Genomic DNA, 19,103 nt, shown 5'->3' on the forward strand with positions numbered 1-19,103 from the left:
GGCGATGACTGGCAGGCAGAGGCTCCGCCTCGATACGCATCGCGTATACGCATCACGCGAGCCGTCGCACTGGTTGGCAATGCAGCGTAGGCGCAACCCGCGAGCCGCACCGAACGCGCGACGGGCGCAACGCGTCGCAAGCCAGGTCAGCGGCCAACGCGCTTCAACCGCCGACGGTGAAGCGCGCCCTGCACACCGCGGCTGAGGCGACGCCATGCAGCGTCATTGGTGCCAGGCGCATACGGCGTTTACGAAAACCCAGTGCGCGGGGATGACAAACCGATGCTGGACACGGCCGCACACCCTGGCGGATGCGCGGCCGTGTCGGTTACCGCATGGAGTGCGCGATCAGCCCGCTGCTGCGGTGATCACGATCTCCACCTTCCATTCCGGCCGCGCCAGTTTGGCTTCGACCGTGGCACGCGCGGGCGTGAAGCCGTGCGGCACCCATTCGTCCCATGCGGCATTCATGCCGTCGAAATCGGCGATATCGGCCAGGTAGATTTCGGCGCGCAGGATCTTGGTCTTGTCGCTGGCCGCCAGCGACAGCAGTTTGTCGATCTCGGCCAGCACCTGGCGGGTCTGCCCGGTGATGTCTTCGCTGGTGTCATCGGCAATCTGGCCGGCCAGGTAGCACACGCCGCCATGGACGGTCATCTCGGACATACGCGGACCCGCATCGAATCGCTGCAGCATTTCAGACTTCCTACGGTTGATTGACCCGGCCATTGTCACGCGAATGCGCGATGCGTGCAGCCCCGCCCCGTACGGTGCGCGTCAGCCACAGCCCCACCCGCACCATCCAGACCACGATCAGCACGATGGCGATCTTCTGGCTGATCCCCAGCGGTGCGCTGGTAACCGTGACGTGGAACAGCAAGGCCGCAAATGCTGCCCAACCGAGCACGCATGCACTGAAAGCATGCGCGCGCCACGCGCGATCGCGGCGGAAGTACCACGACTGCAGCAACACCGCTGCGATCACGCACAGAAACGTGGCATCGGCCGACAGCACATGCACCAGCTTTGCCGCGTTCGGCGCCAGCACCGGCATCCAGCTGTCGCCGATGGAGACCGCGCACAAGCCCAGCGCTGCCAGCCAGAACAATCCCAGCACCGTGCGGCTGCTTGCCGTCGGTGCCAGTGCCGCATACAGACCAGCGGCCAGCCATGCCATCGCCGCAGCCAACAGGCAGTAGGCGGTGCGCAGTAGCAGACCGTAGGCGCCATGCAGATAGGCGCTGAGTTGCGCATCGATCCACCACAGATCGCCACGCAGCCATTGCAGCGCGAGCACCAGGCTGATGAACGCCATGCCGGCAACTGCCGCCACCCCACCGGCATGCCCGCTCCAGCGTGGCGCGCGTCCCGGCAGGGTCTGCGCAACATGCGCGCGAAGGTCGGTCGTGCGCATCAGCAGCCTGTCTGCCTTGCAACGGTGACGCCGTTCATCGGGTTCGCCTGCGGCACGCATATGCGTCTTTGCCCTATGATGCGCGCGGCCGTCCCGGACCGACAGGTGTCGGCTCTTACGAGCCTGCGTTCACCCCCGTTTCGGCACATCGCGATCACGCTGCATGCTTCTTCAACCCGCCTGGCACATGCAGATCTTTGCGCACGCGGCACGTATCGTGCATGCGTCCTTCTTCCCTCTTATGCAGATCCCGTTGCCCTCATGACGGATACCCCCGTGTCTTCCGAAGCGTCTGCCAGCGGTTGGCGTCGCGCCCTGCCGGTCATCATCAGCCTGGCGATCCTGGCGATGGCGCTGCACGCGCTGTCCTCGCAGTTCACCGACCATGGGTACCGCCAGATCCGCCAGGCGTTCCGGGCGTTGGGTGCGGGGCAGATCGCACTGACCTTGCTGCTCGGGTTAAGCAGCTACGCCTGCCTGGTGGGCTTCGACTGGGTCGGGCTCAAGCGCACCGGCAAGCGGCTGCATCCGGCGCGGGTGGGCATCACCGCCTTCATGGCGCATGCGGTCGGCCAGACCCTGGGCTTTGCCGCGCTGACCGGGGGCGCGGTGCGCTTGCGCGGCTATGGCAGCGTCGGGCTGACCCTGGCCGAGATCGGCCAGGTGGTGCTGATGAGCACGCTGGGCTTCATCTTCGGTGCCTGGGTGCTGCTCGGGCTTGCCCTGATGCTGGAACCGGAAGCGGCCGCACGTGCCCTGCCGATCGCTGCCGAAGGCATCCGCATTGCCGGCATCGCCTTGCTGGTCGGCTATGTGGCGATGCTGGTATTGGTCGGCAAACAGGGCCGCGAATTCGGCATCCGCAGCCATCGCTTCTGGCTGCCCGACCGCACCACCGTGCTCGGCGTCACCGCCCTCAGCCTGGTCGAGCTGGGCCTGGCCGCGGCGGCGTTCTACGTGCTGCTGCCGCCGGACCCGGGCACCGGCTACTTCGGTTTTATCGGCATCTGGCTGGTGGCGGTGGTGGCCGGCCTGATCTCCACCGTACCGGCCGGGCTGGGCGTGTTCGAGTGGAGCCTGCTCAAGCTGCTGCCGCATGTAACGCCTGCCGCCGTGCTGGCCGCGGCGCTGGCGTATCGCGTCACCTATTACATCGTGCCGTTGCTGATTTCAGTGGCGATGGCGGCCGCCTCCGGGTTGGGGGCACCGGTCCGCGCCAGCGCCAGCACCGCACGCACGGTGTGGAAGGCGCTGCGCCCGTGGCTGCCGCAGATTCTGGCCCTGGCGGTGTTTGCGGTGGGCGCGGCGCTGGTCATCGACGGCACCCTGCCAACGCCCCGCGCGCGGCAGCAGGTCGCGCCGCTGCCACTGATCGAAACCTCGCATCTGCTGGTCAGCCTGGGCGGCATGCTGCTGCTGTTGATCGGCCAGGGCCTGCAGCGCCGCAGCCATGCGGCCTGGATGCTGGCGCTGGGCGTGTGCGTGCTGCTGCCGCCACTGTCGCTGCTGCGCGGCAGCCATATCTCGGTGTCGTTGTCGGCGGCGCTGGCAGCAGTCGCGCTGTGGGCCGCGCGGCGCGAGTTTTACCGCCAGGGGGCGCTGCTGGACGAAGCCTGGTCATGGCGCTGGTTGAGCAATCTGGGCCTGGTGCTGGTGGCCACCTTCTGGCTGCTGTTCTTCGTCTACAGCCATGTCGAATACAGCAACGATCTGTGGTGGCAATTCGCCACCTCGGCCAACGCGCCGCGTGCGCTGCGCGCCGCACTGATCCTGTGCGTGGGCGTGATCGTGTTCGGCATGGCGCGGCTGCTGCGTGGCGGGCGCCGGCCGATGCCGGCCGCCGATGCGCAAACCCTGCAGACGCTGGCCCCGATTCTGGAGATCAGTACCGACACCCAGGCCTGCCTGGCGTTGACCGGCGACAAGGCGTTTCTGTTCGATGCGCAGGGCCGTGGCTTTGTAATGATGCAGCGCTACGGCGGCTCGCTGATTTCGATGGGCGACCCGGTCGGCCCGCCGGAGGTGGCGCGCGCACTGATCTGGCGCTTCCGCGAGGAGGCCGACCACATGGGCCTGCGCCCGGTGTTCTACCAGGTTGGCGAAAAATACTGGCAGACCTATCTGGACATGGGCCTGACCCTGGTCAAGCTTGGCGAAGAAGCGATCGTGCCGCTGGAGGGCTTCACCCTGGAAGGCCGCGACCGCGCCGATCTGCGCCAGGCCTGGAACCGCGGCAAGCGTGGCGGCCTGACCTTTCGCATGCTGCAACCCGAGCAGGTGGACGCGGTGTTGCCGCGCCTGGCCGAGGTGTCCGAACAATGGCTGGAAGAAAAATCCGGCGAAGAAAAAGGCTTCTCGCTCGGCAGCTTCGATGCGGAGTATCTGCGCCGTTTCCCGGTGGCAGTGGCCGAGGCAGAAGGGCAGATCGTGGCCTTCGCCAATGTGTGGTGGGCACCGGCCGGCGGCGAGCTGTCGGTGGACCTGATGCGGCATAGCGCCGAGGCGCCCAAGGGCACGATGGATTTCCTGTTCATCGAGCTGTTCCTGTGGGGCCAGGCCAATGGCTATACGCGGTTCTCGCTGGGCATGGCGCCGTTGTCGGGGCTGGCCGAGCACCGCCTGGCTGGCCGCTGGAACCGCTTCGCCAGCCTGGTCGCACGCCATGGCGAGCGCTTTTACGGCTTCAGCGGGCTGCGCCGGTTCAAGTCGAAGTTCGCCCCGACCTGGCGCCCACGCTATCTGGTCGCACCCGGCGGCATGCATCTGCCGGCCGCGCTGCTGGACGTGACCCGGCTGATCTCGGTGGACCCCGGCCGGCAGGAGTAAGGGCGCTGACGCACCTGTGCCTCTTCGGCGCAGGTGGGTTCATCGCTCGGACGATGTGGTTGGACGGCTTGGAGCGGCTGGCAGCACGTAGCGAGCCGTCGTCGGGTTGGCGCACGCAGAACCAGCGCGTGCAGCTGGCAACTGTCATACCGAAGACCAGCACCGCCCGCCTGGCGGTGAGCGCAGGCGTGTTGTCAGCCGCTCTTGATTGCGTGCTTGCCGCAGCGACGGATCAGCAGGGGCATCATCGCGACGCCCCGCACTTCAGGGTTTGGACAGGCCGTGCATCTGCTCCATGATCACCTTGGCCAGGGTCGCGTAGTCGCCCTTGAAGTGGTGATCGCCCGGCAGCGCCACGCGCTTGGCTGCCTGCGCAGGCAGGCTCGGGCACAACGCATCGTCGTCGTCCTGGCCGTAGATGCACACCGTGGTGCCGGCCGGCAGACGCTGTACTTCCGGCGCGATCGGCAGGCCTTCGTCGTCCGAGCCCAGCCAGTTGCTGACATGGAATTCGTAGTCGGCCAGCTTGCCCACCGACAACAGCGCGGTCATGCGGATGTTCTGCTTGGTCTCCGTCGGCAGCTTGTTGATCGCCGCCGGCAACACATCCGCGCCTTGCGAGAAGCCGATCAGCACCACGCGCTTGCGCTGCCAGCGCTGCGCATAGACGCGCGCAATGCGGTCCAGGTCGGTGGCGAAGCCTTGCGGCGTGCGCTCGGTCCAGAAGTAGCGCAGCGAATCCAGCCCGACCACCGGGATGCCCTGCGCGGCAAGCGCGTCGGCCACTTCTTCGTCCAGCCCGGCCCAACCGCCATCGCCGGACACGAAAATCACGAAGGTATCGTCGTCGCTGTCGCCGTCCGGCTTGGCCGGCAGTTCGACCACCGGCAGGTCGGTCAGACCGCCCGGTGGCGGCGGCAGGGCCACCCCCTTCTGTTCGCCCAGCGAACGGGCGGCGGCGAGCAAGCCAGGCACGATGTCGCCCTGCGCAGACCGCTTGAAGGTGCGGGCCTGCGGAATCTGTTTGAGAAAGGCGTCTTCGGCTGCCGCAGGGCAGCGCTTGTCCTGGCTGCCGGCCAGCACCCAGGGAATCTGCAGCGTCACCGGAACCAGGCTATTGCTGCCCGGGCGCACACCCGGCTGACAGATCGCCTGATCGGACACCATGGCCGGGCACAGGCCGTCGGTGAGCACGCCAGCCAGCACATGCGGCTTGGCCTGCGCACCGATGGCGTACGCCAGCGCCGCACCTTCGCCATCGCCCACCAGCAACGGCAGCCGATACGTGGGGATGTGATAGAAGGCCTGCAGATAGCGCGAGAAGTTCTCCACATCGCCTACCGAAAACGTGCACGTGCCGCCGGCCTTGCGCAGGACCGCGTACAGATGCGCGGTATCCACCACCGCCACCATCGCGCCATCGTCGCGCAGGGCTTGCGCCTGAGCCTGACGCGTGCCGGCATTGCCCGCGCCCGCCAGCCAGATCACCACACGCTGCGGCTCGCCCTTGGGCATCAACACCGGGATCTGTTCAAAACGCCCGTGGCTGACCGGTTCCGGAGCCTGTGCGGCGGCCACTCCCGACAGCGTCAACACCGCCGCGCCGCAGAGCGCGCTCCATCGTTCAAGTCGTCGCATGTCGCACCATCGGGAAAAGTGATCCAAAGATAATCGTTCCGGCAGCCGCCGCGAAGCGCGACGTTTCGCTCATCGCGCCTGTGCCGCCTGACGTTCTTCCCAGGCAGCCAGGGCCTGGCGGTAACGCGTCAGCTCTTCGGCGTACAGGTCGTGTACGCACAACGGGCAGCCGCTCTCGCAACACTCGTTGGGCGCGGGTGCCTGCGGCGCTTGCGGACGTGGATCGGAGGCGTAACTGGCGCTGTCGTGCATGCGGCCATTGTAGCGTGCGCATCCGCTGCTCCTGGTTGACGCGGCGCGCGGCGGAAGCGCCGGCTCAGCGGCCCAGCCGGCGACGCAGGTTGTCGCGTGCTGCCGAATCGATGCGTGCGTGAAAATACGCGCTGAGAAAGATGCGCGGCCGCTTGAGCAGCCCGGCCAGGAAGCGGCGGCGATTGAGCCGGAACAGCAACGCGGGGACATGGCCGCGGTATTCCTCGGCGATCGCACGGTCGTAGGCATCGAAGATGGCGGCGGGCGCGGCCAGAATTGCCATATCGCAATCCAGGAACAGTGCCGCCTCCTCGTCCACATCCTGCGGTTGCAATTGCCCATGGCGCGCGGTGAGCAGGATCAGCGCCTGCACGCGTTGCAGATCCACCTCGGCCTGCGGCCACCAGCGCGGGATGCAGTCCATGGCCCACTGCGCAGATTCGGCTTCGTTATCGCTGCGCCCGGGCTGATAGATCGCATCGTGGAACAGCACCGCCAGCCAGACCTCCACCGGCTGCTGCCACCCCGGCCCGGCAGCTACCTCGGCATAGTGCTGCAGCAGTGCGCGCACATGGCCGAAGTGATGGTAAGCGCGCGGCGGCGTGGCATAGGCCTGCTCCAACGCGGCCAGATGGTCGGCATGCAACGGCAGGGGTGTGGTGGCATCCATGCGCGCAGGCTACCGCGTGCGCGCGCGTCTGCACACACCGTTGCGGCTCAACGGAGCGGCCAGCGGCCTTCGATCTGGTAACGCGACTGGCCAAGAAAGCTGCGCACCAAGGCAAAGTCGCGCACCGTCCAGGCAAGCGCATCGCAGCGCCGTTGCGGCAAGGTCTGGTTGCAATACAGCAGCGTCATATGCGGCGTGTACTGCGCATCGCCGGCGATGCCCACATGCGCGAGCTGACGGCCAAGCGCCCCTTGCAACGTATACAGCCCGCGCACGCGCTCTTCGCCACGCAGCACGCACGGCAGTTGCGAGCGTCGCCCGCCGAAGGTGCCGACGCGATCGAACTCGACGTCGAAGGCTTCCATCGCCACCCGCTCGGCCGCTTGACTGGCACGGCTCACCAACGAAGGCGGCAGCCCACCGGCGTAATCGCCCAGATGGTGCAAGGTCACATGCAGCCGCTCGCGCCCCAGCGGTTTGCCATCCACCTGCCCGCTCTGCAGCAACCCCTCGGCGATGCCGGCCGCAAGCCCGGCAGTGGCCGCATCGGCCATCACCGCAAAAAACAGCCGCTCGGTGGTCTTCTCTTCCCCCAGGCCCAGCGACAACTGCGCCTCGGCCGATGACAGATATAGAAACTGCTGCTTCATGGGTAATTCCACGACCGCCTGCGCGGGCCTGGTTGAAGAAGGGCGGCGGATACTAGCAGACCTGATGCGTGTGCGAATACGCCGCGCAACCCCGCGCTCACGTGGAACACTTCGTCAGCGCGGAACGGCACTGCCGCCGTGGTGATTTGTTCGCCAGCTGGCGCGCGGCATGCCGCACGCACAAAAAGAAACGGGCAGCTTGCGCTACCCGTTTCTCGCCTGTATCGATTTACTCCGAGAGCTGCATCAGTGCAGATGCACTTCGGTCTTGCGACGCCTTACGCGGCGTTTTTCATCGCATGCTTGCGGTTGCGCATCACGTCGTGACATGCACGCACTTCCGGCAACAGACGCAGTGCAGCGTCGCGTGCGGCAGCCGGCGTGTCTGCATCGGCGATGGTTTCATCGAACGCCTTCAGCAGGCGGTCTTCGGATTCTTCCAGCTCGGCCACGTAGCCGTATTTGGTATCGCCCAACGTTGCGCGCACCTTGCCGTAGAACTGCTGCATGCTGCCGACCATGGTGCCGTGCTTTTCCGGCGTGCCGCCGGCCGATGCGACCACGCTGCTCAGGCTGCTGACGATGTCTGTCTTGACCCCGGCAATGCGGCGGAACAACGTCGCCAGTTCTACATCGCCCACTTTGGCAGCGGCTTCGTCGTAGAAGTCCTTGCCGTCGCGGGAGATGGCGATGAGGTCGTTGAGGCTATGCTCGGTCTTGCTCTGAATGCTCATGTGTCGCTCCTTGTTGGATGCACCAGCGTTGCGAGGGATGCAATGCGCTGGCTTTCGGGGAGAAGCGCAATCGATGGCTTGATTGCGATGCCGTGACCTTGTGTACGGCTGTATCCTGGCGGCGCGACCATAATCGGCATGTGAGCGATACGGGCATCGTCCTCACGCCATCGTGCGGCCGATGAATTGCGATTCATCGTTGGCAACGACGCATCAAGATCCCTTCGGCTGGCGACTCGCCCACATGTTGTCGACCAGATTCGGATAGGGGCGCCCGGCCTCTTCTGCACGCTGCTTCGCGGCGGCCTTCTGTGCGTCGGTCAACGGTGTGGAGGCGGACTTTCGCTTGGGATTGGGGCGCTTCCACGGCGGTGGAGTGAAGTCGGTCATGGCGCTGTTCGGTCCGGTTGCAATGCGGGCAGTCTCGACGCGCGGCCGTGAGTTGTTTGTGGATGCGATGCCCGCACGCAACCGCCACTTCCATCTGCAGCGAACGCGAGCGCAATGGGTCGCTGCTCAACCAATCGTGCTGTCAGCGAGCGCGCGCCGTGCACGCCACAGATGCAGGGATCGCAGATCACCAGGATCTACAAAGCGTAGCGATCAGCGGCGCAGCGCACGCCCATCAGCGCACGCTGCTACGACGGTCAGCCACTCAGTCGTTGGTCACCACACTGCGCTGACGTTGCTCCTGCCACACCGCCAGCGCGTAGACCAGCAACCCGCCGAGTGCGGTGGCTGCACCCACATACCCGGTAGAGGTCCAGCCCCAGCCTGCGGTGATCGCCATGCCGCCCAGCCAGGGGCCCAAGGCATTTGCGGTATTGAAGGCGGCGTGGTTGGACGCTGCGGCCAGCGTCTGCGCTTCGGCTGCCACGTCCATCAGGCGGGTCTGCAACGCCGGCGCCAGAGCGCCCATCGTGCCGACCGCCACAATGGAAACGAACACCCACAGGCCCGAATGCGCAGCCAGCGGGAAGGTCAGCATCACCACAATCGACCACACCAACAGCACCGGCACCGCGCGGAATTGCATGCGGTCGAACAACCACCCGCCCAGGATGCTGCCGAGCACGCCACCGACGCCGAATGCGGCCATCGCCAACGGAATGCGCGCAGGCGCTACGCCAGTGACCGCGGTCAGGGTCGGCGCCAGATAACTGAAAACGCAGAACATCCCGGAAAACCCCACCGCGCCGATCGCCAACGCCAGCCACACCTGCGGCTGGTTGAACGCACGCAGCTCGCGCAATGGCTGCTGACGTGGCTCGTCCGGCGCAGGCGGCAACAACGCAGCCACCGCCGCGACCGTGCCCAGCGCAATCACCGACACCGACGCATACGCCCAGCGCCAGCTCACGATCTGCCCCAGCCAGGTCGCCAGCGGGTTGCCCACCAGCAAGGCAACGCTCAAGCCCAGCAGCACGCGACCCACCGCAGTGGCACGTTGATTGGGCGGGCTGATCGAGGCGGCAACCAGAGAGGCAACGCCGAAATACGCGCCATGCGGCAGCCCGGCGATGAAGCGACACAACAACATCGTGTGGTAGCTCGGCGCCAACGCACTGGCAAGGTTGCCCAGCGCGTAGAACACCATCAGCAGCAACAACAAGGTGCGACGCGGCCAGCGCGCGCCCAGAATCGCCAGCAACGGCGCGCCGACCACCACACCCAGCGCATAGGCGCTGATGACATGGCCCACCTGCGGCTCGCTGATCTGCAGGCCCTGCGCGATCTGCGTCATCAGGCCCATTGTGGAAAACTCGCTGATGCCGATCGCAAAACCGCCCATCGCCAGCGCAAGCAGGATCAGCACGTAATCGCGCCGTGGCACGCGCGGCGTTGAGAGATCGATATCGGACATGCCCGACTCCAGGATGACGGGGCGGCTTATTATTGTGCAATGCAGCAATTAGCGAAAGGCGTGTGCTTGCAGCGATTCAGCGCCAACCCGCAGCACATCACAGTTCGCCGCGCGTTGGCGTGCTGGAGACGCAGTGTCCTATTGGCATCGCTCGAATCTGCTTGGGTCCGCCACCATCGCTGTGGGGCACCGCGATCGGCGTGGTGCCGCGCCTGGCGCGCGATCCAACTCGAACTGGTTGCTGATGTCCAAATCCACTGAATCTCCGTTGTTCTCCCCGGTGCGCCTGGGCGCATTGGATCTTGCCAACCGCGTGATCATGGCGCCGCTGACGCGCAACCGCGCCGGCGCCGGCCAGGTGCCCTCGCCGCTCGCCGCCGAGTATTACGGCCAGCGCGCCACCGCCGGCCTGATCGTTGCAGAAGGCACGCAGATCAGTCCGCTCGGCCAGGGGTATCTGGACACCCCCGGCATCTACACCCAGGCGCAGGTCGAAGGCTGGCGCGTAGTCACCGACGAAGTGCATCGCCGTGGCGGCAAGATCGTGCTGCAGCTATGGCATGTCGGCCGCGTCTCGCACATCAGCGTTCTGCCTCCGGGCGAAGTGCCGATTGCGCCCAGCGCCATTCGCGCCGAAGGCAAGACCTACACCAAGAGCGGCTTTGAAGATGTATCCGAGCCGCGCGCCCTGGAACTGGATGAAATTCCCGCACTGATCGAGGATTACCGTCTCGCTGCGCGCAACGCGATCGATGCCGGTTTCGATGGCGTGGAAGTGCATGCCGCCAACGGCTATCTGCTCGATCAGTTCCTGCGCGATGGCTCCAACAAGCGCACCGATGCCTACGGCGGCGACATCGAAAATCGCACACGCCTGCTGAGCGAAGTGGTGCAGGCCATCGCCGACGAGATCGGTGCCGAGCGTACCGGGGTGCGGTTGTCGCCGGTGACCCCGGTGTACGGCGCACACGACTCCGATCCGCAGCCGTTGTTCGAACGTGCGGTCGAGCGGCTCAACCTGATCGGCGGGCTGGCCTTCATACACGTGATCGAAGGCGCCACCGGTGGCGCTCGCGACAACATCGCCTTCGACTACGCCGCATTGCGTACCAAGTTCGATGGTGCATGGATTGCCAACAACGGCTACGACCGTGGCATGTCCGAACACGCCATCAGCAGCGACTACGCCGATGCAATCGCTTACGGCCGCCCCTTCATTGCCAACCCGGATCTGGTGCGTCGCCTACACGAGAAAGCACCGCTGGCAGCCGTCGACCAGGCCACCCTGTACGGTGGCGGTGCCAAGGGCTATACGGATTACCCCGCACTGGCGGACTGATTCCGACCACAGCTCGCCCGATCACCGCTGCAACGAAGCGGCGGTGATCGGGTAGCGGATCGGATCGGTCGCGCGCGCAACGCGCGAAGCCGTGCAGCGCAGCGACCGCAGACCAGCCCGATTGATCGGCCTGCGTGCAAGGCCACCCTTCGCGTGTCGCGCCGACACCACAGCGTCGCTACATGACGCGCCCGTTGCATCCGGATAGCATCCAGGCGGCCCTTGCTGCCGGAATTCCAATGCGCCGCTTTTTCTCGTTTGCCCTGTGCTGCACGCTGCTGATCGGCGGGCAAGCGCTTGCCGTGCCGTTCTGGGGCGCGCGCCAGTCCAGCCCCGCCGATACCCTGCCCACGCAGCTCAAGCCGGGCGAATGGATCTGGGGTGGCGTCAGCAAAGGCTGGGGGCCGATGGCGGTGATCGTCAGCCTGACCGAACAACGCGCGTATGCATATCGCAACGGCATCCTGATCGGCGTGTCCACCATCAGCTCCGGCAAGCTCGGGCACGAAACGCCGACCGGTGTGTTCACCATCCTGCAGAAGGACAAGGACCACCGCTCCAACATCTACAACGCCGCCCCCATGCCGTATCAGCAGCGGCTGACCTGGGACGGCGTCGCCCTGCACGCCGGCGGCCTGCCCGGCTATCCGGAATCGCACGGTTGCGTGCATCTGCCGTCGGAATTTGCGCGATTGCTGTTCGACAATTCCAACATGGGCATGGTGGTGGTGGTCGCGCAGGCCGGCATCAGTGCCGACGATGTGGTGCATCCGCGCGCGCTCAGCCCGATCGATCCCACCACCGGCGCCGAGCGCGCCCTGCTGCCGCTACCCAACGGCCAGGCATTTGCCTGGCAGCCGGATCTGGCGCCGGCCGGCCCGATCTCGATGCTGATCAGCAGTACTGACCAGCAACTGGTGGTCTACCGCAACGGTGTGGAAATCGGGCGCGCGCAAGTCGCCTTGCACGCAGAGCCCGGCGCCGCACCGCTGGGCACGCAGGCTTTCATCGTCGGCCAGGGCTTTTTGCCGGGCGACCTCCCCGGGCTGCCCGGTCAGCGCATGCCCAACTGGATGCGGATCGGCATTCCCGGCAGTACCGCAGCGGCAGGGCAGGCGCTGGACGCCAGCACCGTCGCGCGCCTGCAGGTGCCGCCCGCATTTCTGGCCGGGCTGCTGCCGCTGCTGACCCCTGGCGTGGTGTTGGTCGCCACCGACCAGCGCATCCTGCCCGAGACCACCGGCGCCAAGCTGCAGGTGCTGGATTCGGATCCGCCTGAAACACCATGAGCGCGCTATCAGCACTCTGCCTGGACAGGCAGGCACCTGCGGCGTTAGCTGCGTACTGCATGCCGGCATCCTCAGCGCGCGGCGTGTCCTTTCGACTGGGTGCTCCTTCGCTGCCGATGCGCGATTGTCAGCACAGCGCTGCTGGCACATGATGCGGTTACCTCATTGCCAAGGATGTGCGTGATGCGCCTGCTCGCTGCGGTTCTGTTCGGCATCAACGTGATGGCATGCACCATGGCCGATGCATCGGCACAAACCACGCGTCCTGCGCCGCCAAGCGCGGACTGCCTGGATGCGCGCCAGGTGACGGAATTACATCAGGCCGATGCGCGTACGCTTGCTGTAGCACAACACGACGGACGCCTGTTCCGCCTGCAGTTGGCGCAGGACTGCCCACAGCTCGCCGCGCAGGCAGATGCCAATCTGCTCGCGCCGCACGGTTGGGTCTGCAATGGCGCGCAGGCGTATGTCAGCGCCGGGCAGCAACGGTGCGCGATTAGCCAGGTCACCACGCTCAGCGCGCGCGACTACGCCGGCATTGCCCGGCAGCGCGACCGCGACGGTGTGCCCACACTGGAAGGCGTCAGCGTGCGCGAAGCACGTCGTCGCAACTTCGCCGGCTCGTCCAGCTACTGCTTCAATCCCAGCATGCTGCGCGCATGGTCGGAAGACGCGCAGGGCCTGGTGGTGGAAGTGTCGCCACGCCATCCCGGCACGCATCGCCATTATCGCGTCGAGTTGATGGACAGCTGCCGCGAACTCAGCGGCGCACCGCCGATCCGCTTCGTGTCCGGCATGGGCTTGAATGCGATCTGCGGCAATCCCGGCGACAAGGTCGATGTCCTCGACGAAATCGGCCTTGCCGGCGCAGGCGTCGGAACGGGCCAGCAAGGCGACCTGAGCACCATGCGCGGCGGGCAGTTTGCGCGGATGCGCCAGAGCTGCATGGTGGCGGCGGTGTATCCGCGCGATTGACGACGCCTGCAAGACAGGCGCTGCACTGCACCGCGGGAGCGCGATGAACTTCCACTAGAGCCATCGCGCACAAGCGTATTCCTGCGCGAGCGACTTACCCGCGAGTGACGCTCACGCCTTGCGCAAGAAGCAGGTCTTCAGCACCAGCCCCTTGATCTTTTCCGAGTTGCCTTCGATATGTTCGGCATCGTCTTCGACCAGGCGGATATTGCGGATCACCGTGCCCTGCTTGAGCGGAATCGACGCCCCCTTGACCTTGAGATCCTTGATCACCGTCACCGTGTCGCCAGCCTGCAACACGTTGCCGTTGCTGTCGCGCACGACGGTCGCGCTCGCGGTGGCCTCGCCTGCACTCCATTCGAAACCGCACTCCGCGCAGATCGACAACGCGCCGTCGGCATAGGTGTTGTCCTGGCCGCATTGCGGGCAGGCGGGAACGGTAGACATGCGATTCCTTGGTCGAAACGGGCGTGGATTGTAGCTCCCCGGCGCTGCGATCACGCACCCGGCACGGCCACGGCGCGATAGTGCAGCGCTTATCGAATACCCCGCAGGTCGCACGTGTCCAACCCGCCAGTGCCCCCCACATCGAGCGCCGCACACGCTGGCAACGCCGACGGCGGACCCAGCGATGCCGGATCCGGCGGCCCTGCAAAGCCCAAGGGCTCGCACCTGGTGGTTTACGTCGCGCTGGCCGGCAATCTGGCCATCGCAGTGGCCAAATTCATTGCTGCAGGCATTTCCGGCAGCTCGGCCATGCTCAGCGAAGGTGTGCATTCGCTGGTGGACACCGTTAACGAGGTACTGCTGCTGTACGGCTTGCGTCGTGCCGCGCAAGCACCCACGCCGACACACCCATTCGGCTACGGGCGTGAGCTGTACTTCTGGAGTTTCATCGTCGCGTTGTTGGTGTTTGCGATGGGCGCCGGCGTCTCGCTTTACGAAGGCATCGTGCATCTGCGTCATCCCGAGCCGGCCAAGAGCCATCTTGTCGCCTACTGCGTGCTCGGTGTCTCGATCGTGTTTGAAGGCATTTCCTGGGTGGTGGCACTACGCGAATTCCGCGCCAAAAAGGGCCGCATGGGCTATTTCGAGGCGTTTCGCCAGAGCAAGGATCCCAGCACCTTTACTGTCTTGCTGGAAGACAGCGCAGCGTTGATCGGCCTGTTCATGGCACTGCTTGGCCTGGCCGGCGCACAGCTGTTCGACATGCCCGAGCTCGACGGCATCGCATCGATCGGCATTGCCGGTGTGCTCGCTTTCACCGCGTTTCTGCTGGCGCGCGAAACCAAGGGCTTGCTGATCGGCGAACCCGCGCATGCGCATGTCACCGAGTCGCTGTTGCGCATTGCCGCCAGCGACCCGGATGTGCGCGCCGCCAACGGCGTGCTGACCATGCAGATGGGCCCGAACCAGGTGGTTGCCGCGCTCAGCGCCGAGTTCGAAGACAGCCGCACCACGCCGCAGATCGAGGCCTGCGTCGGGCGCATCGAAACGGCAGCCAAGCGCCAGCATCCCGAGCTCACCGCGTTGTTCATCAAACCGCAGACACCGGAAACCTGGCACGCGCGCCGCGCACAGATCGAGCGTGGTGCGCAGACGGAGTGAATGCGCACACAGTCGGCTAATGTAGCTGCGCTGCGCGCTCGATGTGCGCGTTTTAGCGCCATGCGCGCTGTACCGTGACGCAGCGAACCGGCAGCAAACGCATTAGAACAGCCAACAAAACGACTGTACTCACCGCCAAGCGAGCGCTGCCGTTGCTCGGTGCGACATGGACCACGCGTGCACTCCGGTATTGAGCACGCCGTCCACACCTCTCTGACCACTGCTCGCTATGTGTTGCAAGCGCCGCTCTTGATACACGGGCCGTGTAGCGAGCCGAACCGCACGAACGTCGCACACAAGCCTGCGTGGCACGGCACTGGCTTGCAGCAGCGTCGTGCCATGCAGTGCACCAAACTGATCCTCGCCCAAACCGCAACGCCTGCTGCGGTTGCATGATCCACTGCGATTGCCTACGGTGTGCAGGCAGCATCTCTTCGCATCGTGAATCAGCCGATGCACTCCCCTCGATCACCCGTCATGGAGGTTTCCAATGGAAATCAGCCAAGGTCGCGTTGCGACCATTCACTACACACTGTCCGATGACAGCGGCCTGGTACTGGACCGCTCCACCCCGGACACCCCGCTGAGCTATCTGCACGGTGCCGGCAACATCGTTCCCGGCCTGGAGCAAGCACTGGACGGCAAGCGCATCGGCGACACGCTCACTGCCGATGTTGCGCCCGAACAAGGCTATGGCCCACGTCACGAACAGCTGATCCAGCACGTGCCGCGCGATGCCTTCCCCACCGATGTCGACGTCGTGCCCGGCGTGCAGTTCGAAGCCCGCACCCAACAGGGCCCGGTCCTGGTGACCGTGACCGACGTTGGCCCAGAGCAGGTGACTGTGGACGGCAATCACCCGCTGGCCGGGCAGACCCTGCACTTCGCAGTCGAAGTGGTTGAAGTGCGCGAAGCCACTACCGATGAATTGAACCAGGGCCACGTCGACGACATCGCGGCCTGATGCAAGATGCCGCGTGCCGCCCGGCACGCGGCACATCGGCCCGGGCGCAATGCCTGCGCGCCGGTCTGGACGGTGGACGCGGCAGCCGTAGTAAAGTGCGCGGCCCGCTCTCAGGCACTCTGCATGAAACTCGGCATCGACTTCGGTACTAGCAACTCCGCCGCCGCGGCGATTGTCGACGGGCAGGTGCAACCGGTGCGCTTCGGTGAGGCCTTGCAGTTCCGCACCACTGTATATTTCCCCGACACCATGCGCGATCCGGAGAATTTCAGCCTCACGCCCGCGCTGGAATACGAGATGGAGCGCTTGATCGACTCCGCCCGCCGCGATGCGACTGCCGCCGGCCGTACCCCCAATCAGGACAGCCTGCGCCGCGAGGCGTTGCGCATCGTGCGCCGGCAATGGATGGAAGAGCAGGTGCGCGAGCCGCGCAGCTCGGCGGCGCTGCTGCAGAACGCGGTGTACGGCGACGACGCGCTGGATGCCTACTTCCTCGAAGGCGAAGGCAATCTGGTGCAAAGCCCCAAGTCGATGCTGGGCTACAACCTGCACCCGCGCGCGCGTCAGACCATCACCGGCATCGCCACGCACGTGCTGGAACATATCCGTCTCACCGCCTCGCGCCAGTTCGATCTCAACATCCGCAACGCCGTACTCGGCCGTCCGGTGCAATTTCGCAGTTCGATCGGCGAAGCCGGCAATGCACAGGCACTGGAGATTTTGCAGACCGCCGCCATCGCCGCCGGTTTCGACAGCGTTGAGTTTCTCGAAGAACCCGCAGCGGCCGCGATGCACTATCACGTCAGCCACGACACCCGGCACGACACGGTGGTGGTGGACATCGGCGGCGGCACCACCGACATCGCGCATGCCAGCGTCGGCGGCAGTGCCCCGCCGCAGGTGCACCGCGCCTGGGGCATTCCGCGCGGCGGTACCGATATCGATCTGGCGCTCAGTCTCGCCGCCTATATGCCGCTGTTCGGCCGCGGCATCACCCGCGTGCCGGCGCACCACTATGTGGAAGCGGCGATGGTGCAGGACATGACCCGTCAACGCGAATTCCGCCTGCACAAATACCAGGACGTGCCTGCCCCGTTCGACAAGCGCCTGCAGGCATTGCAGGACACCGGCAATACCGCGCGCCTGTATCGCGGCGTGGAAGCCTGCAAGATCGCGCTCAGCGAGCTCGACCAGCACCAGGCATCGCTGGAGTTCATCGAACGCGGGCTGGGCGTGGACGTGCAGGCCAGCGCACTGGTGGCGTCCGCTTCCAGCTATCTGCGCGAGTTGGAAGGTTTGCTTGCGCAGGTGCGGGCCGACATGGCCGCACCGCCGGCCACCCTGTTCCTGACGGGCGGCATGTCGCGCGCCGGCTATATCCGCGACACCGTGGCGGCGGCCTTTCCGGAATCGCGCATGGTGCATGGCGATCCCTCGTTCGGCGTGGTGCAGGGCCTGGCTTGGGCAGCGGCTCAGGGCGCCCGCCCGTCGGACGGTTAACACAAATCGGCGCTCAGCGCCTATAATGCGCGGTTGCTGCCTGACGCTCAGCCGTCTCGCCTGCAAGGCACGCCCGTCGTGCCGCCGCGATTGCGCACCGAACGCGATCGCACTTCTCGACACCGCTTTCGCGCGCACCACCCTCGCCGCACGCGGTGTCATTGCACTTCCCCGCTACAGGAGGCCACATGGCACGTCCCGCGACCAAGCAGAAATCCCAGCCCAGCATCGCTCGCAGCGAAGGCAAGTCGCAGCCGCTCAGTCGTGAGCGTATTGCTGCCGACATCGCCGCGTTCCGCAAGACCGGCGGCCGGATCGAAGTGCTCACCACCAACTTCGGCCCCGCCCGCAACGACGGCGACAAGATCGCGTAAGCAGCGAGCACGCTGTCGCTTGCGCCCGCATCGCAGCGCGCGCTCGCGACAGTTGCAGCCAAGGGTTGCCTTGAAGTGTTACCGACGTGCCACCGCGAGGTGGCACGTCTGTTTTCGGCGTCAGTTGCTGTAGTCGATACGCACCGAACCCGAGTGCGACTCCAGTTTGATATCGCCGTTGCCGGCCCCCAGCGTCGCGCGCAGGCTCTTGCCAGGGCCGTACTCAGGCCGCTCCACCCGCCCGGCCACCGAGTGGATGTCGCCACTGAAGACCTCCACATTCAGCGCCGCCGAGACGTTGCGCGGCACGCCCAGCGTGATCGTGCCGCTGACACTCTCTGCAGAGATGCTGCCGCCCGGCGCCAGCCCGGCCACCGTGACCGAGGCCGAGCCAGACACGCTTTGCGAACGCAACTGCGAGACCTGTCCCGCGCCGATCCGGATATCACCGGAAACGGACTCGGCCGACACCACCCCGCTGGCACCGGCTTGCGCGTCGATTTGCCCGCTAACCGTGCCCAGCGTCACCCGCCCGCTGCTCACCGTGCTGCGCAACGTCCCGCTGACCGTCTCCAGCTGCGCTTCCTTGGCACGACCGCGCGCCACTACGTCGCCACTGACGGATTTGAGCCGCAGCTGCGCAAGATCGACCTGATCCACATCGACCGACGCACTGACCGCAGCCACCTGCAGCATGGCGCCGCGCGGCACGCGCAACTCCAGCTGCGCTCCCTTGCTACTGCGGCTGGTATGCGGATAGATCACTTCCAATTGCAGCCGATTCGAACTCGCATCGACCTCCAGCCGCTGGCCCTCGCCCAAGGTGCCGGTCAGCGCCACCTCGTCGCGGTCCCAACCACGCACACGGATCTGACCGGCGATGTTTTCCAGCTCCACGCGCCCGCCACGTGCCAACGGATGACTCTGATTGACCGCAGTTTGGGCCGCCGCCGGCGCAGCGCAAACCGCAGCCAACAGCAACAGGGAAAGATGTGCGTAGCGCATG

Annotated in this window: 19 protein-coding genes and 1 other RNA gene; 9 read left to right on the top strand and 11 right to left on the bottom strand. The window is 65.9% G+C overall.

The features are described 5' to 3' along the window. Nucleotides 1-348: 348 nt before the first annotated feature. Nucleotides 349-696 carry a RidA family protein gene (locus tag ASF90_RS02095; RefSeq protein WP_055845242.1) on the bottom strand — a complete coding sequence of 116 codons (348 nt, stop codon included), beginning with the start codon at nt 694-696 and terminating at the stop codon, nt 349-351. Between the two features lie 10 nt (nt 697-706). Next, nucleotides 707-1,414, bottom strand: coding sequence for a DUF998 domain-containing protein (locus ASF90_RS02100; protein WP_055846231.1), 708 nt, complete (start codon nt 1,412-1,414; stop codon nt 707-709). Nucleotides 1,415-1,675: 261 nt separating this feature from the next. Between ASF90_RS02100 and mprF the strand changes: the two genes are divergently transcribed. Beyond that, nucleotides 1,676-4,240 carry a bifunctional lysylphosphatidylglycerol flippase/synthetase MprF gene (gene mprF / locus ASF90_RS02105; protein WP_055845244.1) on the top strand — a complete coding sequence of 855 codons (2,565 nt, stop codon included), beginning with the start codon at nt 1,676-1,678 and terminating at the stop codon, nt 4,238-4,240. Nucleotides 4,241-4,504: 264 nt separating this feature from the next. Here the strand turns inward: mprF and ASF90_RS02110 are convergent, their stop codons facing one another. The 7 genes from ASF90_RS02110 to ASF90_RS02135 form a co-directional block, all read right to left on the bottom strand. After that, nucleotides 4,505-5,878: an AcvB/VirJ family lysyl-phosphatidylglycerol hydrolase gene (locus ASF90_RS02110; protein WP_055845247.1), complete on the bottom strand. Its 1,374-nt coding sequence runs from the start codon at nt 5,876-5,878 to the stop codon at nt 4,505-4,507. 69 nt (nt 5,879-5,947) lie between these two features. Then, nucleotides 5,948-6,130 (bottom strand): oxidoreductase-like domain-containing protein, encoded by a 183-nt coding sequence (locus tag ASF90_RS02115; protein WP_055845250.1) that lies wholly within the window; start codon nt 6,128-6,130, stop codon nt 5,948-5,950. A 64-nt stretch (nt 6,131-6,194) separates the two neighbouring features. Further along, nucleotides 6,195-6,800, bottom strand: coding sequence for a hypothetical protein (locus tag ASF90_RS02120; protein ID WP_055845253.1), 606 nt, complete (start codon nt 6,798-6,800; stop codon nt 6,195-6,197). 47 nt (nt 6,801-6,847) lie between these two features. Next, entirely contained in the window at nt 6,848-7,450 is a 603-nt protein-coding gene (locus ASF90_RS02125) for a 2'-5' RNA ligase family protein (protein ID WP_055845254.1), read from the bottom strand. A 278-nt stretch (nt 7,451-7,728) separates the two neighbouring features. After that, the gene (locus tag ASF90_RS02130) at nt 7,729-8,184 is read right to left on the bottom strand and encodes a PA2169 family four-helix-bundle protein (RefSeq protein WP_055845257.1); all 456 of its coding nucleotides are present in this window, start codon (nt 8,182-8,184) and stop codon (nt 7,729-7,731) included. Nucleotides 8,185-8,397: 213 nt separating this feature from the next. Beyond that, complete coding sequence (locus ASF90_RS23165) at nt 8,398-8,574, bottom strand: hypothetical protein (protein ID WP_115559767.1); 177 nt, start codon at nt 8,572-8,574, stop codon at nt 8,398-8,400. 265 nt (nt 8,575-8,839) lie between these two features. Beyond that, the gene (locus ASF90_RS02135; protein WP_055845260.1) at nt 8,840-10,048 is read right to left on the bottom strand and encodes an MFS transporter; all 1,209 of its coding nucleotides are present in this window, start codon (nt 10,046-10,048) and stop codon (nt 8,840-8,842) included. Nucleotides 10,049-10,292: 244 nt separating this feature from the next. Here ASF90_RS02135 and ASF90_RS02140 point away from each other — a divergent pair, with 244 nt between their 5' ends. The 3 genes from ASF90_RS02140 to ASF90_RS21175 all read left to right on the top strand — a co-directional run bounded on the left by ASF90_RS02140 (nt 10,293) and on the right by ASF90_RS21175 (nt 13,651). Next, complete coding sequence (locus ASF90_RS02140) at nt 10,293-11,387, top strand: alkene reductase (protein WP_055846234.1); 1,095 nt, start codon at nt 10,293-10,295, stop codon at nt 11,385-11,387. Nucleotides 11,388-11,626: 239 nt separating this feature from the next. Further along, on the top strand, nt 11,627-12,676 hold the full coding sequence (locus ASF90_RS02145; RefSeq protein ID WP_156364943.1) for a L,D-transpeptidase: 1,050 nt from the start codon (nt 11,627-11,629) through the stop codon (nt 12,674-12,676). 174 nt (nt 12,677-12,850) lie between these two features. Beyond that, complete coding sequence (locus ASF90_RS21175) at nt 12,851-13,651, top strand: hypothetical protein (RefSeq protein ID WP_082473374.1); 801 nt, start codon at nt 12,851-12,853, stop codon at nt 13,649-13,651. A 111-nt stretch (nt 13,652-13,762) separates the two neighbouring features. Here ASF90_RS21175 and ASF90_RS02155 read toward each other — a convergent pair whose 3' ends face one another. Next, nucleotides 13,763-14,098, bottom strand: coding sequence for a zinc ribbon domain-containing protein YjdM (locus ASF90_RS02155; protein ID WP_055845263.1), 336 nt, complete (start codon nt 14,096-14,098; stop codon nt 13,763-13,765). Between the two features lie 129 nt (nt 14,099-14,227). On the opposite strand from ASF90_RS02155, the gene ASF90_RS02160 reads away from it, so the two are divergent. The 5 genes from ASF90_RS02160 to ASF90_RS02175 all read left to right on the top strand — a co-directional run bounded on the left by ASF90_RS02160 (nt 14,228) and on the right by ASF90_RS02175 (nt 18,097). Then, on the top strand, nt 14,228-15,259 hold the full coding sequence (locus tag ASF90_RS02160) for a cation diffusion facilitator family transporter (RefSeq protein ID WP_055846243.1): 1,032 nt from the start codon (nt 14,228-14,230) through the stop codon (nt 15,257-15,259). 166 nt (nt 15,260-15,425) lie between these two features. Continuing rightward, a non-coding RNA gene (locus ASF90_RS21180) (sX9 sRNA) lies at nt 15,426-15,502 on the top strand. A 247-nt stretch (nt 15,503-15,749) separates the two neighbouring features. Continuing rightward, nucleotides 15,750-16,223, top strand: coding sequence for a peptidylprolyl isomerase (locus ASF90_RS02165; RefSeq protein ID WP_055845266.1), 474 nt, complete (start codon nt 15,750-15,752; stop codon nt 16,221-16,223). Between the two features lie 123 nt (nt 16,224-16,346). Beyond that, nucleotides 16,347-17,723 carry an Hsp70 family protein gene (locus tag ASF90_RS02170; RefSeq protein ID WP_055845269.1) on the top strand — a complete coding sequence of 459 codons (1,377 nt, stop codon included), beginning with the start codon at nt 16,347-16,349 and terminating at the stop codon, nt 17,721-17,723. Between the two features lie 188 nt (nt 17,724-17,911). Beyond that, a complete protein-coding gene (locus ASF90_RS02175; protein WP_010366034.1) occupies nt 17,912-18,097 on the top strand; it encodes a hypothetical protein in 186 nt (61 codons plus the stop codon). A gap of 120 nt (nt 18,098-18,217) precedes the next feature. Here ASF90_RS02175 and ASF90_RS02180 read toward each other — a convergent pair whose 3' ends face one another. After that, entirely contained in the window at nt 18,218-19,102 is an 885-nt protein-coding gene (locus ASF90_RS02180; protein ID WP_055846246.1) for a DUF4097 family beta strand repeat-containing protein, read from the bottom strand. Nucleotide 19,103 lies beyond the last annotated feature (1 nt).

The organism is Xanthomonas sp. Leaf148 (assembly GCF_001423585.1).
GTDB lineage: Bacteria > Pseudomonadota > Gammaproteobacteria > Xanthomonadales > Xanthomonadaceae > Xanthomonas.

Coding starts and splice junctions, on each gene's coding strand:
- ASF90_RS02145 (WP_156364943.1), top strand. CDS start 11,627: ATGCGCCGCTTTTTCTCGTTTGCCCTGTGCTGCACGCTGCTGATCGGC.
- ASF90_RS02125 (WP_055845254.1), bottom strand. CDS start 7,450: ATGAAGCAGCAGTTTCTATATCTGTCATCGGCCGAGGCGCAGTTGTCG.
- ASF90_RS02170 (WP_055845269.1), top strand. CDS start 16,347: ATGAAACTCGGCATCGACTTCGGTACTAGCAACTCCGCCGCCGCGGCG.
- ASF90_RS23165 (WP_115559767.1), bottom strand. CDS start 8,574: ATGACCGACTTCACTCCACCGCCGTGGAAGCGCCCCAATCCCAAGCGA.
- ASF90_RS02135 (WP_055845260.1), bottom strand. CDS start 10,048: ATGTCCGATATCGATCTCTCAACGCCGCGCGTGCCACGGCGCGATTAC.
- ASF90_RS02115 (WP_055845250.1), bottom strand. CDS start 6,130: ATGCACGACAGCGCCAGTTACGCCTCCGATCCACGTCCGCAAGCGCCG.
- mprF (WP_055845244.1), top strand. CDS start 1,676: ATGACGGATACCCCCGTGTCTTCCGAAGCGTCTGCCAGCGGTTGGCGT.
- ASF90_RS02110 (WP_055845247.1), bottom strand. CDS start 5,878: ATGCGACGACTTGAACGATGGAGCGCGCTCTGCGGCGCGGCGGTGTTG.
- ASF90_RS02140 (WP_055846234.1), top strand. CDS start 10,293: ATGTCCAAATCCACTGAATCTCCGTTGTTCTCCCCGGTGCGCCTGGGC.
- ASF90_RS02120 (WP_055845253.1), bottom strand. CDS start 6,800: ATGGATGCCACCACACCCCTGCCGTTGCATGCCGACCATCTGGCCGCG.
- ASF90_RS02095 (WP_055845242.1), bottom strand. CDS start 696: ATGCTGCAGCGATTCGATGCGGGTCCGCGTATGTCCGAGATGACCGTC.
- ASF90_RS02100 (WP_055846231.1), bottom strand. CDS start 1,414: ATGCGCACGACCGACCTTCGCGCGCATGTTGCGCAGACCCTGCCGGGA.
- ASF90_RS02165 (WP_055845266.1), top strand. CDS start 15,750: ATGGAAATCAGCCAAGGTCGCGTTGCGACCATTCACTACACACTGTCC.
- ASF90_RS02175 (WP_010366034.1), top strand. CDS start 17,912: ATGGCACGTCCCGCGACCAAGCAGAAATCCCAGCCCAGCATCGCTCGC.
- ASF90_RS21175 (WP_082473374.1), top strand. CDS start 12,851: ATGTGCGTGATGCGCCTGCTCGCTGCGGTTCTGTTCGGCATCAACGTG.
- ASF90_RS02180 (WP_055846246.1), bottom strand. CDS start 19,102: ATGCGCTACGCACATCTTTCCCTGTTGCTGTTGGCTGCGGTTTGCGCT.
- ASF90_RS02130 (WP_055845257.1), bottom strand. CDS start 8,184: ATGAGCATTCAGAGCAAGACCGAGCATAGCCTCAACGACCTCATCGCC.
- ASF90_RS02155 (WP_055845263.1), bottom strand. CDS start 14,098: ATGTCTACCGTTCCCGCCTGCCCGCAATGCGGCCAGGACAACACCTAT.